Genomic DNA, 15,755 nt, shown 5'->3' with positions numbered 1-15,755 from the left:
TCCTTTACTGTTGAATATCGGAATGCCAGCCTACCCGCCGGTAAGTAACCTGTATTGGATAAATCCGCCAACTCAGTTAATGATCAGGTTTTGCCGGGCAAGCAGCTTTTCCAGCTGCTGTGCCGGTGCCGACGGCTGGCTGCGCAGTTCGATATACATGGGAGGAAGCGCCGGCAGGTGGGGCAGATCTGCCAGCTGCCAGTCCTGACCGAGGCCGCGCAGCGGCCGGACGGTGATGCCCAGACCGGCACGGACCGCCATCATCAGGCTGGCGAAGCTGCTGGTATGGTAGACCTGCTGCCAGCCAATACCGGCCTGATCCAGTGCATCAATGCCCCGCTGGCGGAACTGGCACCGGGGCGACAGAAATGCCAGCGGCAGGGGCGTACCGGGCTGCGGATAAAACTGAGCAGACGCCACCCAGGCCAGCGGCTCTTCGCTGATCTGCAGGCCGGTCAGGGCGCTTTGCCGGGGTTGCAGCAGGAGCACCAGATCATAGTTTCCGGCCTCAAATTCTTTACCCAGATCCTGGCTGAAGCCGCAGTGTACCTCTAAGGCCAGTTGCGGATTGGCCTGCCTGAACTGGCCCAGCAACGATGGCAGCAGTGTTTCGGATAACGCCTGGGATATACCGATTTTCAGTTGCTGATACTGGCGGGGGCCGGTAATGGCGGCAACAGCATCCTGATGGCTACTGAGAATACGCCGGGCATGGCCCAGAAATACCTCACCTTCAGGGGTGAGTACCCGTTTGCGGCCTTCCGCCTGAAACAGGGCGACGCCGATTTCCTGTTCCAGTTTTTTGATTTGCTGGCTGACCGTTGACTGGGTTTTATGTAACCGTTCCGAGGCTTTGATAAAGCCCTGTTCATGCACCACGGTCACGAAAGTATTGAGCAGTTCGGAGGAAAGGTTAGCTGACATCACCGGTCACCTGTTCAGAATCATATCAATCGTAATTTGCGAACAATATGATAATTATAAATCGTTATTAATGATTTATTGTCGTCTTTATACTGGCCTTTGTAAACCCGGAAAGATTGTCCGGTTTGAGACAGAGGGACAGCAAGATGACAGATACAACCGAAAACCGGAGCCATGCAGACAGGATTCGCCGGGACAGTAACGGCGCTATTGATTACCGGTATTATCTTTTACAGGGCAGAAAGGCCAGAGCAGAAACCGCATGGACGCTGGTACGCAGTATGCTCGGGTGTAACAGGAAGGATATAAAAAATCGGCAATGAGATGTCCGGTCGGAGTGGCATCTCATTGCCGATTGGTGCTCTGGTGAAGCGGCATATAAGTCTGACGCTTTCTCTGCGGGCGGTTAAAGAACCTGATGCGCGAAAAACAGCGCAGCGGAAGGGCTGGCCCTTTCCGGGCGGTTTCCTTAACTTGCCAGCTGGTTTTTCATCGCGGCGTAGGCGACGATTTCACACAGCATTTCTTCACGGGCCAGACCGGCAACGATCATGGCAGCCCGGTTCGGGAACGGGGCTTCAAAGTATTCTGCATACACCTGATTGAAGATCGGCAGCTGATCACGGTGAGTTACGTAAATCAGTACCTGAGTAACATCGGCCATGGTCAGGCCAGCGGCTTCAATTGTATGTTTAAAATTCTCCATGGTCTGGCGGGCCTGTGCTTCGATGCCGCCTTCAACAACCTTGCCTTCAGCATTAATTGGAATCTGTGCTGTAGACAGGTGGCCGTTTGCCGTGACGGCCCATTCTAATGGTGCTTTTGATGCGAACAGGTCGGTTTTTACAGCTTGTTTCATGGGGGTACCAGTTGTGTAGTCTTTCATGGTGAAGTTAAGAGTGTGCAAACCTTCGGTGTTTGCGTGAGAAGAATCATAGAAATATCTTCTTAATAATAAAAATTAATTATTTATATTTTTTAATAATTTAATCTTATTGGTTGTTGTGATAAATGCTTATTTATTGAGTATTTTCAATGGCTTGAAACTGATGCAATGAGTAGCGAAATGCCGGCTGTCAGCATCATTAAATCGAGCATTCTGTTGAATTGTGCAGTACTCATCCGCAGAACGATGTGTTTACCCAGCCAGGCGCCGATCATCAGGATACGCCCAGTGCAGCCCCCTGAATCAGAATGCCGGTATTCAGAACATCAGCATTGCCGAACGCTGTTAGCTTAGCCAGATAGACCAGCATTGAAGCGGCAGCCTCACTGGCAATAAGCGGCCCCTGTAACAGTCCGGCGGCGGTAAAAGCAGCGATGCTCAGTGGCCCGGAGGAGACGACGATTCCGGTGATAAAACCAATACACAGACCGGCCACACCCAGTTGCCAGAGCTGCAGCGCGAGCTGCCTGCGCTGTAAATAGCGGCGTAAAGGCAGCATGATCAGAAAGAAGCTGCCGAGAATCAGGTTTGCGCGGCGTTCTGAAATACTGATCAGGGTATTGGCACCCAGCATTGCGGCGGGAATACTGGTCACAGAATAGGCCAGTACCGCTGGCCAGTGAATCTGGCGCCACCAGATGACTACTCTGCCTAGATTTGCCAGCACTGCAGCAACCGCCATTACCGGTACTGCCATCTGAGCGCCCAGCGTATAGAAGAGTACCGGTAGCAATATGATGGAAGAGCCGGTACCTATGATACCTGCCAGTGTGCCGGCAAAAAGCCCGATCACTGATATGTACAGATAATCCACGTATAAGATCCTGAATTTGTACAGATTTCGCCGTCGGTGGTGAAACCCTGTGTGACAATTTATCAGGTTTGCAATGCTGCACTATATATGTGACAAAAGAACTCATTCGGCTGTCTCACGGCCCCTGAACTGAAAAAGGACACAATCCATGCAGGAGAGACTGCAGCAACTGGCAACGGTAATTGATGATGTATTGCTGGGTAAGCCGGAAGTTATCCGTTTATCACTGGCCTGTTTACTGGCACGGGGGCATCTGCTCATTGAAGACCTGCCGGGGCTTGGGAAAACCACCCTGGCGCATGCGCTGGCAAAAGTGCTGGGGTTGGATTATCAGCGGGTACAGTTCACCAGTGACATGCTGCCCGGGGATATTCTCGGGGGTGCCATTTATGATCAGCAGCAGTCCGGTTTCCGTTTACATAAAGGCCCGGTGTTTACCGAGCTGCTGCTGGCGGATGAAATTAACCGGACGTCACCCAAGACTCAGAGTGCCTTGCTGGAAGCAATGGAAGAGCGGCAGGTGTCGCTGGACGGCCAGCGCCATGTGTTACCGGAAGTGTTTTTTGTCATCGCGACTCAGAATCCGACTGAACAGTACGGGACTTTTCCATTGCCAGAATCCCAGCTGGACCGTTTTCTGATGCGGGTATCCATCGGCTATCCCACCGCTGAGGCTGAAGAAAAAATGCTGTTGCAGGGGGGCGCCGCAGATCAGCTTGGCGGGGTGCAGCAATTGCTGACGCCGGAGCAGTTGCTGGAGGCCCAGAGGCTGGTCAGCCGGTTACAGGTATCCTCAGCGGTGGTCAGTTATTTACAACGGCTGGCACAGTACAGCCGGGACAGCCAGCATTTCAGCCTCGGTTTATCCCCCCGGGGGAGTCTGGCGGTGCTGAATGCTGCGAAAGCGTGGGCGTTTTTGCAGGGGCGTGCCTATGTTTTACCGGATGACGTTCAGCAGGTGTTTCCGGCGGTTGCCGGGCACCGTCTGGTGGGCCGGGAGTTACTGCATCCCGGTTCGGAACACGATCCTGCCAGCTACCTGTTGTCACAGGTAGACGTGCTCAGCTGATGCTTGCCCGGTTTTCGCTGGCAGAGCGGCTGGCCCGGCGGATGCGGCGCTGGGCCATATCCCGGCATCCTTCAGGACATCATATCGAGCTGACCCAGCGGGTCATTTACATCTTTCCTACCCGGGCGGGTTTTGCCTATCTGGGGGTAAACCTGCTGATTCTGCTGCTGGCCATCAACTATCAGAATAATCTGGCCTATGCGGTGTGTTTCATGCTGGGGGCGGTATTTCTGGTGTCGATTCTCCATACCTATGCCTGTCTGTCTGGCGTGGTGATCGAAACCGGCCGTTGTGAGCCGGTGTTTGCCGGGGAAGACATCGGCTTTACCTATCAGTTACAGGCGGCAGACCGGCGGGTGAATCAGATCACCCTGGCGATTCATGATGCGGATCTGCGTTCAGTTGCCATTGAAGCCGGGGGCTCAGCCAGGCTGACCCTGTTCCGGCCGGCACGGCAGCGGGGCTGGGATGAGGCCGGGGCGCTTTACGTGGAGTCCCGGTATCCGCTGGGGTTATTCCGGGCATGGAGCTGGGCGTCGCTGCAAACCCGCTGTCTGGTTTACCCTAAGCCGTTACAGGCAAAGCTGCCCCCACCGCTGTCACCGGCAGCGGCAGAGGGAGGGCGTCCGGTGGGCAGCCGGTTATCGGGTACCGATGCGTTTCAGGGGCTTGATGACTATCAGCCGGGGGATTCCATGAGCCGTATTGCCTGGAAGAAACTGGCCAGTGGCCAGGGGCTGAAGGTCCGCAGCTATACCGCGGAACAGGGACAGGAGTTCTGGTTGGATGCCAGTGTCTGGCCCGGTAGCCAGGAGATTAAACTGTCAGAAATGACCTGGCAGGCGTTGCAGTATCACGGGCAGGATCAAACCTACGGATTACGTCTCGGTGGCGCAGAAATCCCGCCTGACCGGGGGCGAAATCATCTGGATAGGGTGCTGAAACAGCTGGCACTGAGCCCGGGTGCTGCCGGTGGATCTGATACCGGGGAACGGTTATGAGTTTGTTTGCTCATCAGAAAACGGTGCCTAAAGAGGCGTTGCCGGCACTGAACGCCCGCCGCTGGATATTTTTCAGTACGGTGCTGTGCATGTTGCCTCAGGCGCTGCATATGCCTGTATGGATGTCTTTGCTGGCCGGGGGCTTGCTGGTGTATGCCGGGCTGCGCCTGAACCGGGGCATTGCGCAGCCGCCACGGTTGCTGAAAGTGCTGGCGGTGTTGGTGGTACTGACGGTGACGGCACTGAGCATACTGGGTAAATCGACGCTGCTCGGACTGGTGATTTTGCTGGTGATGGCCAATACCCTGAAGTTACTGGAGCTGCGAACCCGGCGGGATGTCTGGGTGGTGGTGCTGGTGAACTGTTTTATCATTGCTGCTGCTTATCTGTTTTCCACCAGTATGCTGTCCGGAGCGTACGGGGTGTTATCAATCGTTGTGTTGTTGGCCAGCCTGATTACCCTGCACAGCGAAGCTTCTTCTTTGTGGCGTGTTCGCTGGCAACCGCTGAAAACGGCGGGTCTGCTGTTATTGCAGGCCCTGCCGCTGGCGTTACTGATCTTCCTTATCTTTCCCAGAATAGGCCCGCTGTGGAGCCTGGAGCTGGCCACGCCGTCCGCCCGCACCGGACTGTCCGACAGTCTCGCACCGGGGGAAATCAGCAATCTGCTGCGTTCCGATGAAATGGCGTTTCGGGTGAGTTTCAGCGGTGACCCGGTGCCGGAGCAGAGGCGTTACTGGCGGGCGATGACCTTTGATCATTTCGACGGCCAGCGCTGGCGGATTGATGCTGCTGAACCCAGCAGACAGCTGCCGGATAGCCGTTATACAGGGGATTATCAGGTCATTGCTGAACCGGCAAGCAGCGCATGGCTGATTGCCCTGACGCCGGTAAACAATGGTACCGGAGGGTTGAAGCTGTTCCCGGACGGGACTGTCAGAGCGCCTGAGCCCTTACAGCAGCGTTTTACCTACAGCCTGCCGTTACAGGATGGCACGGGTGAGACGCTCAGCACGGAGGATCTGCGCCGTTATCTGCAGGTGCCGGCGGGTAACCCCCGGGCCCGGGCTCAGGTGGATCAGTGGCTGGCAGAGGGGCTGTCAAAGCAGCAGATTGTTGCGGCGATTCTGCAGCAGTACCGGCAGCATTTCAGTTATACCCTTTCTCCGGCCCGTTTACAGGGGCACCGGGTGGATGAGTTTTTCTTTGCAACCCGGGAAGGCTTCTGCGAACACTTTGCCAGTGCCACCGGGCTGATGCTGCGGATGGCCGGCATTCCCACCCGGCTGGTGGGTGGTTATCTGGGGGGGGAATGGAATCCGTACAGTGAATATCTGCTGATCCGGCAGCGGGATGCCCATGCCTGGGTTGAAGCCTGGCTTGATGGCCGCTGGCAACGGATTGACCCTACTGCGTCTGTCGCACCGGAACGGGTTATGGACGGCATAGAGGAGCTGTTACAGCAGTCTCCCGGTTATCTGGCGGATCAGCCGCTGAGCATGGTCAGACTGGAGCAGCAGTTTGCCCTGTTAGCCGAGTTGCGGTTACGTTATCAGAGCCTGAACTACAGCTGGCATCGCTGGGTGCTGGGTTATGACAGCCGCCAGGAAGACTTGCTGAAAAATTGGCTGGGCACTCTGGATTATCTTAAATCAGTATTGCTGGTGTTATTACCGGTCACCCTTGTGCTGGTGGTGATTGGTTGGTGGCTGCTGCGGGCCAGACCCCGTTACCGGGATCAGATTTCACTGGATGCGGAACGCCTGTCAGACCGCCTGAGCCGTAAACAGCCGGCACTGGCAAGGGCCGCCGGGGAAACCCTGCAGCAATATTGTCGTCGTGCAGCGGCTGTTTTGCCGGATCAGGCGGACGCATTAATGGCCTGGGCAGAGGCGGCCGGGCAGGCTCAGTACGATGTTGCCTCAGGGGTGAATATGAAGCTGTACCGGCGGCGTCTGAAGCAGCTTAAGCAGCAGCTGTAACGGCTGGCTGGCAATGATACTCACATAAAAAAGCCCCCGTCAGTTACCTGACGGGGGCTTTTTCATTACAGCGGTTTAGTTAGTCGTGGTTGCTGTCGGTTCAGCGCCCAGACCTTCTTTGTCACGGATGTCGTCACGGATCAGTGCTTTGATCATGGCCAGACACATCAGGAACATGATCATGGTAAACGGCAGTGCACCGATGATCATTGCGTTCTTCAGCGCGTCCATACCGCCGCCACCGGCGATCAGCAGGGTCGCAATTACCAGCGTCAGCAGCACGCCCCAGATGATGCGGTGCAGGTGGCCGGTTTCCTGAGCACCGCCAGACATAATGGTATTCATTACCAGAATACCGGAGTCAGCAGAGGTGACCAGGAAGGTCATGATCAGAACCACACACATGATGGTGATGGCAGACAGCAGGCCGCCGTCAATCATCAGTGCCAGAGTAGCGAACAGCTTAGCGGTCGCAGATGCACCGATAATGCTGCCTTCAGCCGCGCCGGACAGTTCCAGATCGATCGCAGTACCGCCCAGGATAGTCATCCAGGCGAAACATACCAGTGCCGGAGCGATAACCGCACCCAGTACGAATTCACGGATAGTACGGCCTTTAGAGATACGCGCCAGGAACAAACCTACGAAAGGCGAGAATGCAATCCACCATGCCCAGTAGAAGGTTGTCCAGGCTGACTGCCAGCCAAACTGACGGCCTTCTTCTGTTACTTCCCAGATAGCAGCTGCAGTTGCATCGAAGTTTTCAGTTGCCTGCAGGGCAGCCGGCAGGCCAGCCTTGAAGGAATCGAAACCGCCCCATGGACCGGTCGCGTGCATTGCCTGCAAATCAGCAGGTGGCAGAGAACGGGCAACTTCAGGCAGTGAAGCAACAAAGCTGTCGTATGGTGTCGGGCCATAAGCGCCGAAAGACAGTGAAATGAAGTTCAGAATGTAATCAACCAGCGCTGTACCGTAGGTGGTCATGGCGAAGCCGAATGAACCGAAGAATACGAAAGTCAGCAGCAGGATCAGCGACAGAACCAGGTTCAGGTTAGACAGGTATTTTACCCCGCGACCTACACCGGATACGGCAGAAATGATCGACATACCCATGATCATGATCAGGGCGGCCAGCAGACCCACTGTGCTGGGCGCCGGTTTCGTATCGAGATCTTTCATCAGCCATTCCATACCGGTAATGGCATAGACACCGTCAACCAGCTGGCTGATACCGAAACCGATGGTTACGGATACACCCAGAATCGTTGCCACAACACCCAGGACGTCAACCAGGTGACCCAGCGGGCCATTCAGGTGGCGGCCCAGCAGAGGCGTCAGCGCGGAGCGGATCGTCAGCGGCATATTACGGGTATATGCGTAGTACGCCAGCGACAGGCCGGTTACCACGTAAATTGCCCAGGCATGGAAACCGTAGTGCAGGAAGGTATAACGCATACCGGATTCAACGGCGCCGGCGGTATTGGCAACCGCATCGCCGGCCAGTACAACCGGGTTGGAGCCCCACAGGCCCATTGGTTCGGCAGTGGAGTAAACCATCAGACCTACACCCAGACCCGCACCGAACATCATGGAAAACCATGAGAAATTTGAGAATTCAGGTTTTTCACCTTCTTTACCGAGCCGTCGGCTACCCCAGGAAGGGACAAGCGCCAGTGCGAAACAGAAGAAAGCGAACAGACCAACTACAACGATGTAGAAGGAGTTGAAGGTATTCAGCAGAGTACCGTTCAATGAAGAGAGCATAGAACCGGCATTATCAGGCCAGACCAGTGCCCACAGAACCAGTAATGTCATGGAGACTTTACTGAGCATAGCGATAGGTAAACTGTAACCTTTATAAAAGCCTTCGGGAGAGGTTTTTACCTCTATATCCGTAAACGGCGGTGGGGTTTTCATGTTATTACCTCATGTTGTTATTTTTATGAGTACTTAACGGGAGCGTATAAGGTGATCCTTTCCTTAAAATATTAACTTTGCTGCTGAATAAATCCGGGCAGTTCCGGATTCAGTTCAGTAACACCGTTTTTATACCGCACAGGTATATTCCGTTTATGCCTTCAGTCTCTCATCAGCCGCATGCCTGTCGCGGTGGTGAGGGCTGTTGGTGCGATATGTTTAGTCCGGAAACCGTAGCAACGTTTACCTTTCCAGGTAACATTTTTATTTTTATACACCCAATAAAAATAAAATAAGTCGCCAGACTAACCATTCAATCTAACAGCGTTTATTTAATGCCTATATCATAAATGCGAAAATAATTAGCAATTTTACATATAGACAATCATATTATTTCTGTCAGTTTTTAATTAAATATTCATTTAAAAAAACATGCATAACATTTATTTAATTATTATGCGGGTTTCAGTGCCTCATCAAAAAAGTTCAGCCAGTTCAGGCCCATGACTTTGGCAACGTCCTGCTCACTGAAGCCACGGTCCAAAAGGCCTTTTGTCAGGTTCGGGAAATCGCGGCTGTCTTTAAACCATTCAAGCGGGCGGGGCCAGTCAGCATTGCTTTTTGAGCCTTCGCCGTAATCCATCTCTTTTGACCAGCGGCCGTTACGCATCCACTCAAGTACTTCCAGTGGCTGTTGCTGGCACAGGTCAGTCCCGATACCTATCTGATCAATCCCCATAAGATCAGCGGTACGGGCAACCATGTCGCAGAATTCTTCCAGGGTGCAGTCCGGGCCGTTTTTCAGGTGGAACGGATACAGGCTGAAGCCGAGCAGACCGCCGGACTCACCCAGTGCTTTCAGGACGGTATCGGATTTATTCCGCTTTGCCGGGTGGAAGCTGTTCGGGTTGGCGTGAGAGATCACAATCGGCCGGCTGGAAATCTCAATGGCTTCCAGCGTGCTGCGTTCCGCACTGTGGCTCATATCCACAATCATGCCGACCCGGTTCATTTCCGCGATGACCTGACGGCCAAAGCGGGTGACACCGCTGTCTTCCGCTTCATAGCAGCCGCAGGCCAGCAGGCTCTGGTTGTTATAGGTGAGCTGCATAATCATCAGATTCAGCTCACGCATAATCGCAATCATGTCGATATCATCTTCGATCGGCGAGCAGTTCTGCGCGCCGAACATAACACCCACTTTGCCCAGTTGTTTCGCCAGACGGATATCGTCAGCGGACTTAACCGGCATAATCAGGTCACCGTGTTGCTCGAACATGCGGTTCCATTCGCCGATCCGTAACAGGGTTTCACGAATCTGTTCGTGATAGACGATGGTGGCGTGAACCATAGTGACACCGCCGGCTTGCAGCTGTTCGAAAATCTCGCGGCTCCAGTTGGAGTACTGCAGGCCATCGATGACGATCTGTTGGCGATGTAAATCCAGATGCATGTTTAGCTCTCCTGATGACTGATTAAAGGCGGCTGACTTCAGGCGCGGATATAGCTGGTTTTAACCACGGTGTAGAATTCTTTCGCATAGGTACCCTGCTCACGCGGGCCAAAGCTGGAATCCTTACGGCCACCGAACGGTACGTGGTAATCAGTACCCGCCGTTGGCAGATTCACCATGACACAGCCAGTCTTGGCGTTACGCTTGAAGTGAGTCGCGTGCTGCAGAGACTGGGTGCAGATACCGCCGGTCAGACCGAAGTTGGTATCGTTCAGGGTTGCCAGTGCTTCTTCGTAATCTTTAACTTTGATGACACATGCAATCGGGGCAAAGGCTTCTTCGCGGTTGATGGTCATGTCATTGGTAGTGTTGGTGAACAGCGCAGGCTGCATGTAGTAGCCTTCCACTTCTTCGCCGTTGAAGGTTTCAGTGAACACTTCACCGCCACAGACCAGGTTGCCGCCTTCGCGTTTAGCCTGTTCAAAATACTCAACGTTCTGTTCCAGCTGACGGGCATCAGCAACGGCACCGATGTGCACGCCTTCTTTCAGCGGGTGACCGACAACCAGCTTGGCCATACGGGCCTGCATGGCTTCTACGAAACGGTCGTGAATGCCTTCGGTAACAATCAGACGGGAAGACGCGGTACATTTCTGACCGGTACCGCCGAACGCGCCACCGACAGCACATTCAACTGCGTTATCCAGATCGGCATCATCCAGTACGATCAGGGCGTTCTTGCTGCCCATTTCCAACTGGCACTTAACCAGGTTACCGGCAGTGGCAGAGGCAACTTTACGGCCGGTTTCCAGTGAACCGGTGAACGTCAGCGCATTTACATCGCGGGAGTTGATCAGCACATCACCCACCTGGCTGCCCGGGCCCATGACCAGGTTGAACGTACCGGCAGGCAGACCCTGACGGGAAATGATTTCTGTCAGCGCCCATGCAGAAGCAGGCACCTGGTTAGCAGGCTTCCATACCACCGCGTTACCGAACGCCAGTGCAGGGGCGATTTTCCATGCACCTGTCGCAGTCGGGAAGTTCCACGGCGTGATGATACCGACAACACCGACCGGCTCGCGGCGGGTTTCAATTTCGATGCCCGGACGAACGGATTCAGCCGTTTCACCCATCTGGCGCAGCACTTCAGCGGCGTAGTAATGGAAGAACTGACCGGAACGGTAAACTTCACCGGCACCTTCGGCCAGGGTTTTACCTTCTTCACGGGCCAGAATGTTACCCAGCTCGTCTTTACGGGCGATCAGTTCGTCGCCGATAGCCATCAGTACAGAGTAACGCTGTTCCAGACCGCTCTTGGCCCATTCAACCTGACCGGCCATTGCTGCCTGAATGGCTGCTTCAGTCTGTGCGCTGTCAGCCTGAGCGTACTGACCAATCACGTCACGGGTATCTGCCGGGCTGATGTTAGCAATGCTGCCGTTGTTGCCTGGCTGCCATTCACCGGCGATGTAGTTGTTAAATACCTGATCTGACATATTGATCTCCTGACTATCGGGATGTGGCGCCTGTCCTTAACTGCCTGTGCTTAACTGTCAGGTAAGGGGCGCAATATAAAAATCTGTTGGAACCATAATAGGTCTCGTGCTGTAATAATAAAAATTAATAAATAATATTTTGTGATAAGGAGTTCTTATTATGTTGGCAGATCTGAAGATCGCGCAGCTGCGTCACTTCATCTGGGTGGCTGAACTCAAAGGCTTTCATGCCGCTGCAGAGCGGGCGCACCGTACCCAGCCGGCAATCTCCTTATCGATCCGCGATCTGGAAAATAAGCTCGGCGAAGCGCTGTTCGAGAAACATCACTCGAAGACCAATAAGACTGAGCTGACGCCGTTCGGGCATTATTTTCTGCCCAAGGCGAAAGAGCTGATCAGCCATCATGACCGGGTGGCAGAAGATATGGAGCTGCTGGCCAAGCACCGGACCGGACATCTGCGGCTGGCCTCCGTGCCTTCCATTGCCAGCCGGGTATTGCCGGCGCTGCTGCAGGATTTTGTCAGCCAGGCGCCTGACCTGCACATCAGCTGTTTTGACGATAATTCTGATGCGGTTATCCGGATGATTGAAAATCAGCAGGTGGATTTTGGTCTGACTAACCTTTTAAAGCCGGATCAGTACACTAACCTGACTTTTACCCCCATCTGGCAGGATGAAGTGGGGGTGGTATGTCCGGCAGGGCATCCGCTGGCCGGTGAAGAAAGCGTCGACTGGAAAGTGCTGAAAAATTACCGGCTGATCGGTAACGGTACCTCCCGGCTGCTGGAAGGCACAGATGCGGCAGGCTTGCTGGATAAGTCGCCGCTGTATGTATCCAATATGATCTCTTTGCTGGCGATGCTGGATGCAGGCTTTGGCATCACCACTCTGCCGCGCTATGCGTTTCCTGAGAACAATCCCGATCTGAGTTTTGTGCCGCTGCACTCCCCGCAGGTGATTCGCCGGATCGGTGTGGTACAACAGACGAACCGTTCGCTGTCGCCGCCCGCTGAAGCCTTCTATAAGTTCATACTGCAGCAATGTTGCAGTGAGTCGGAAGGTGAGTCTGAAACGGGTGTATAGGGCTTAATCGCTTGTATTGGCCGCGGCCAGCTGTACAGGGCAGATAATCGTCGTAACGGTAAATTTGTCCGGATATTTTATCTGGCCCTGTTTTTATCCGGGGCCTGAGTGCCGTCTAAGGCCTGTAAACTCTTAGTAAAAATAATATCTTCTAAGATTTAATAAGCGTTGCTTATCGCTTGATATAACCTTTTGATTTGATGCCACAGCCAAATCCGCTGATTATGGTTTGTAAGGGAGCTTCGGATAATACCAGCGACGCGCGGTGATTTTGTCTGGCCCTAACTATAATAATCAAGCGGCCCGGTCCGGGTACTGCACCATAAATTTCTATGCTGCTCTGAGGGATCTGCGCCTCCGTCTTTTCCGTATACACGTGTGTATAAGTCGGTTCGCAGGTTCTCTAACCACGAGACTGAGGTGTTCCATGAGGTTAAGACAATGACAGGGTCTGCAGCAATTCAGGCATCACTATACGGCAGCCATGCACTGCCACTTCGGCCCGCCGGGCAGGTTATGCAGCTTGAGCGACTGGGCGCGATGCACCAGAGCAGGCTGAGTTTCATGCGCTCGCTGGTGCGGCGCATCATGCGTGAGCGCTGGCAAATTACACCGGCACTGATGGAGTTGGATGATCAGGGCTATGGCCGGGTTATCTACCGTATACAGGCCCCGCAAGGCTGCTACAGCTTTGTACTTTTCTCTGACTATCTGTCCCCTGAAGACCGCAATGACCGGGTCATTGCCACCCAGTGGGATCTGACCATGGCGCTGGTTGCCGGTGACCTGGCCGCTGAAGTGGCCGCCGGCGATGAAAGTTACCTGCAAAAACTGCGTGATAATGTACCGAAACAGGAAGCAGGCCGGGTCGACAGCCGGGTGTTTGTGCTGTCCCGTGCGAACCGCAGTGCCCGTAATTTTGATTATGTCGTTGAGCAACTGGCCCGCGGCGAACAGCCGGATGCCGCGAAAATTGCCAAGGTCGGTTATCTGTACCGGACAACGGCTGTATACGGCAGCGGTAAACTGGGCATGGCTGACTGGCAAAAAGTGCAGAGCCACTGGCTGGATTTTGCCCGCCCGTTCAGTGCAGAAATGTTTGTTTGCTTCATGTTGCGTAACTTCAGCCTGTTACAGGCGGAGCACATTGCCAAAATCCGCAGCCCGGAAACCTATACACCGATGGAACCGGGGCTGAAGCGTTATTTCGGTATCGGTAACTCAACCGGTCTGGGCATGGCACCTTATCTGATTAACCATCCGTTACTGATCAACCGCTGGGTCGAAATGCGCGAGCTTGCGCTGGCCCGGATCTGTGCCATGGCGGAGCCGGACAGCAGTGTTCGTGACCGCTTTGGCGCGTTACTGCAACGTTGTGATAAGCACACCCGCGAAGTGTTCTGTGAAGACGAATGGCAGGAAAATAATAACCGCATGCTGCTGGATGACCTGCAGCGCCTGCAACAGCAAATGCTGGACGATATCAGCGACTGGAACAGCCTGCTGCAGTGGAGCACTGAAAACTGTTCACTGCAGGGGCAGGAATTGCTGGTTTCTGTGTTGCTCGAGCTGTATCCGACCCTGGTCGACGAGCTGGAAAACCACTGCTGTACCAGTGAAGGGATGGACCTTGATCCACAAATGTCCTTGACGGAGCTGAAGACACTGATTGAACGCCATTATGACTGGGCGCTGGCTATCGACTTCTCTGAACCGGCCGCGAAGCAAACCTTCTGGTACCGCTCGGAAGAGAAAATGGAGCCCCGCCTGGGCGACTGCTCACTGGAACCGGGTGCCGACAAACAAATGCCGCTGGGCATTGGCTATCTGGTCCGTGAATGCTATGACCAGCTGCAGGCATTTGCCGATAATGAACAGGCAACCTGCGCAGAATTTTTACTGCAGCAGCCTCAGTCCCGCGGCATCGTCCGCCGTATTCAGGCGATGAGTAACACGCTGTTTGGCGAAATCCGCGCCAACCTGCTGGATAAAGATGTGCTGCCCATGCACCTATTGCGGGCCAAGCTGGCGTTTTTCGGGGTCAGTAAGTTCGATCCGCGTTCTAAGCTCTGGGTGCGTAACACCATGTTTCAGGGGGCGCCGTTACTGGAAGACATTGGCAAGCCGTTTGCCGATGACTGGTTTATGCCGCTGAATCCGCAATCCAACCCACAGACTGACCGTTAGGACGCTGCCATGTACGTATCACTGAATGAACTGAGTGCCGCGTTGCGCCGTTGCTTTGAAGCAAACGGTTACAGCGTTGGCCAGTATGAAGATGCCGCCAATGCCATTGTCTGGCTGGAACAACATGGCTGTAAGGGGCTGGATGAACTGTACCGTTCGCTGCCATTTCTGGAAACCGATCAGGTAAAACCCGGCAGCCAGGTCAGCTATGAAGATGCTTCATCGCTGGTGCTTGAATGTACCGGTCGCAGCGCCCTGAACTGTGTGGCCGCCGCGGTTGATCTGGTGCAGGTTAAAGCCCGTCATGCGGGGATTGCCACCCTGACACTGCATAACTGCCATAACCGTATGTTTGTGATGAAAGCACTGGCTGACTGTGGTCGCCGGGGCCTGAGTGCCGTTGCCTACTGGCAGAATGGCTCAGACGTTATTACCGAACATACTGCGGCGATCAGGGCCGGCGACAGCTACCCGAATTACGCCCGGGTTGAATTGTCCCCTGAAGCACAGGGTGAAGCCGTTGAGCACCAGAGCCTGACATTGCTCTGCACCCGGCAGCTGAACCTGACCTCGTCACTGCGTAATCAGCGCCAGGGCAAAGGTTTGCTGGAGCTGACCCCGGCACAACTGGAAGAAAACGGCCGGCTTGCGCTGGATCAGGGCATTCATATTGATGCGCAGCTGTGGGCCAGTATCAATGATATCGGTAATGCGGTACTGGTAGAAAACAGCGAAAGCTCACGTCAGGGGGCCGGCGCATAAGCCAACAGATTATGACTTTTGCACAGGGCTGACCGCCTGGAAAATACGTGATAAAACCGGCGAAAGCCGGTTTATTGCGTGATCACTTCAGGCGTGGTTTTGTGCCGAGGTTCCGGA

The 15,755-nt window shown here is 54.3% G+C and carries 12 protein-coding genes; 6 read left to right on the top strand and 6 right to left on the bottom strand.

Annotated features, from left to right (window positions below; genetic code table 11):
- Nucleotides 1-72: 72 nt before the first annotated feature.
- The 3 genes from PCI15_RS22700 to PCI15_RS22690 form a co-directional block, all read right to left on the bottom strand.
- Nucleotides 73-924 carry a LysR substrate-binding domain-containing protein gene (locus PCI15_RS22700; RefSeq protein ID WP_271272141.1) on the bottom strand — a complete coding sequence of 284 codons (852 nt, stop codon included), beginning with the start codon at nt 922-924 and terminating at the stop codon, nt 73-75.
- Nucleotides 925-1,393: 469 nt separating this feature from the next.
- Nucleotides 1,394-1,783 carry a RidA family protein gene (locus PCI15_RS22695; protein WP_271272140.1) on the bottom strand — a complete coding sequence of 130 codons (390 nt, stop codon included), beginning with the start codon at nt 1,781-1,783 and terminating at the stop codon, nt 1,394-1,396.
- 301 nt (nt 1,784-2,084) lie between these two features.
- Nucleotides 2,085-2,684 (bottom strand): sulfite exporter TauE/SafE family protein, encoded by a 600-nt coding sequence (locus tag PCI15_RS22690; protein ID WP_271272139.1) that lies wholly within the window; start codon nt 2,682-2,684, stop codon nt 2,085-2,087.
- Nucleotides 2,685-2,832: 148 nt separating this feature from the next.
- Here PCI15_RS22690 and PCI15_RS22685 point away from each other — a divergent pair, with 148 nt between their 5' ends.
- From PCI15_RS22685 to PCI15_RS22675, 3 genes are read left to right on the top strand one after another with little or no spacing between them, the layout of a single operon-like run.
- Nucleotides 2,833-3,753 carry an AAA family ATPase gene (locus PCI15_RS22685; protein WP_271272138.1) on the top strand — a complete coding sequence of 307 codons (921 nt, stop codon included), beginning with the start codon at nt 2,833-2,835 and terminating at the stop codon, nt 3,751-3,753.
- Nucleotides 3,753-4,754: a DUF58 domain-containing protein gene (locus PCI15_RS22680; RefSeq protein ID WP_271272137.1), complete on the top strand. Its 1,002-nt coding sequence runs from the start codon at nt 3,753-3,755 to the stop codon at nt 4,752-4,754. Before PCI15_RS22685 ends, PCI15_RS22680 begins: the two co-directional genes overlap by 1 nt.
- Entirely contained in the window at nt 4,751-6,736 is a 1,986-nt protein-coding gene (locus PCI15_RS22675) for a transglutaminase TgpA family protein (RefSeq protein WP_271272136.1), read from the top strand. Before PCI15_RS22680 ends, PCI15_RS22675 begins: the two co-directional genes overlap by 4 nt.
- Nucleotides 6,737-6,811: 75 nt before the next feature.
- Here the strand turns inward: PCI15_RS22675 and PCI15_RS22670 are convergent, their stop codons facing one another.
- From PCI15_RS22670 to PCI15_RS22660, 3 genes are all read right to left on the bottom strand, one after another.
- Nucleotides 6,812-8,653: a BCCT family transporter gene (locus PCI15_RS22670; RefSeq protein WP_271272135.1), complete on the bottom strand. Its 1,842-nt coding sequence runs from the start codon at nt 8,651-8,653 to the stop codon at nt 6,812-6,814.
- A gap of 454 nt (nt 8,654-9,107) precedes the next feature.
- Nucleotides 9,108-10,106: a dipeptidase gene (locus PCI15_RS22665; RefSeq protein WP_271272134.1), complete on the bottom strand. Its 999-nt coding sequence runs from the start codon at nt 10,104-10,106 to the stop codon at nt 9,108-9,110.
- 38 nt (nt 10,107-10,144) lie between these two features.
- Nucleotides 10,145-11,605, bottom strand: a complete 1,461-nt coding sequence (locus PCI15_RS22660) for an aldehyde dehydrogenase family protein (RefSeq protein WP_271272133.1) — start codon at nt 11,603-11,605, stop codon at nt 10,145-10,147.
- A 160-nt stretch (nt 11,606-11,765) separates the two neighbouring features.
- Between PCI15_RS22660 and PCI15_RS22655 the strand changes: the two genes are divergently transcribed.
- From PCI15_RS22655 to PCI15_RS22645, 3 genes are all read left to right on the top strand, one after another.
- On the top strand, nt 11,766-12,689 hold the full coding sequence (locus PCI15_RS22655) for a LysR family transcriptional regulator (protein ID WP_271272132.1): 924 nt from the start codon (nt 11,766-11,768) through the stop codon (nt 12,687-12,689).
- Between the two features lie 441 nt (nt 12,690-13,130).
- A complete protein-coding gene (locus tag PCI15_RS22650; RefSeq protein ID WP_271272131.1) occupies nt 13,131-14,876 on the top strand; it encodes a hypothetical protein in 1,746 nt (581 codons plus the stop codon).
- A gap of 9 nt (nt 14,877-14,885) precedes the next feature.
- Complete coding sequence (locus PCI15_RS22645) at nt 14,886-15,638, top strand: DUF3726 domain-containing protein (protein ID WP_271272130.1); 753 nt, start codon at nt 14,886-14,888, stop codon at nt 15,636-15,638.
- Nucleotides 15,639-15,755 lie beyond the last annotated feature (117 nt).

It is taken from the genome of Aliamphritea hakodatensis (assembly GCF_024347195.1).
Taxonomy (GTDB): domain Bacteria; phylum Pseudomonadota; class Gammaproteobacteria; order Pseudomonadales; family Balneatricaceae; genus Amphritea; species Amphritea hakodatensis.
The sequence above is the reverse complement of the archived record's forward strand: the minus strand, read 5'-3'. Positions and strand labels throughout refer to the sequence as shown.

What these genes read in the sequence shown, in the direction of transcription:
- PCI15_RS22700 (WP_271272141.1), bottom strand. Translation starts at nt 924, where the DNA reads ATGTCAGCTAACCTTTCCTCCGAACTGCTCAATACTTTCGTGACCGTG.
- PCI15_RS22695 (WP_271272140.1), bottom strand. Translation starts at nt 1,783, where the DNA reads ATGAAACAAGCTGTAAAAACCGACCTGTTCGCATCAAAAGCACCATTA.
- PCI15_RS22685 (WP_271272138.1), top strand. Translation starts at nt 2,833, where the DNA reads ATGCAGGAGAGACTGCAGCAACTGGCAACGGTAATTGATGATGTATTG.
- PCI15_RS22680 (WP_271272137.1), top strand. Translation starts at nt 3,753, where the DNA reads ATGCTTGCCCGGTTTTCGCTGGCAGAGCGGCTGGCCCGGCGGATGCGG.
- PCI15_RS22675 (WP_271272136.1), top strand. Translation starts at nt 4,751, where the DNA reads ATGAGTTTGTTTGCTCATCAGAAAACGGTGCCTAAAGAGGCGTTGCCG.
- PCI15_RS22670 (WP_271272135.1), bottom strand. Translation starts at nt 8,653, where the DNA reads ATGAAAACCCCACCGCCGTTTACGGATATAGAGGTAAAAACCTCTCCC.
- PCI15_RS22665 (WP_271272134.1), bottom strand. Translation starts at nt 10,106, where the DNA reads ATGCATCTGGATTTACATCGCCAACAGATCGTCATCGATGGCCTGCAG.
- PCI15_RS22660 (WP_271272133.1), bottom strand. Translation starts at nt 11,605, where the DNA reads ATGTCAGATCAGGTATTTAACAACTACATCGCCGGTGAATGGCAGCCA.
- PCI15_RS22655 (WP_271272132.1), top strand. Translation starts at nt 11,766, where the DNA reads ATGTTGGCAGATCTGAAGATCGCGCAGCTGCGTCACTTCATCTGGGTG.
- PCI15_RS22650 (WP_271272131.1), top strand. Translation starts at nt 13,131, where the DNA reads ATGACAGGGTCTGCAGCAATTCAGGCATCACTATACGGCAGCCATGCA.
- PCI15_RS22645 (WP_271272130.1), top strand. Translation starts at nt 14,886, where the DNA reads ATGTACGTATCACTGAATGAACTGAGTGCCGCGTTGCGCCGTTGCTTT.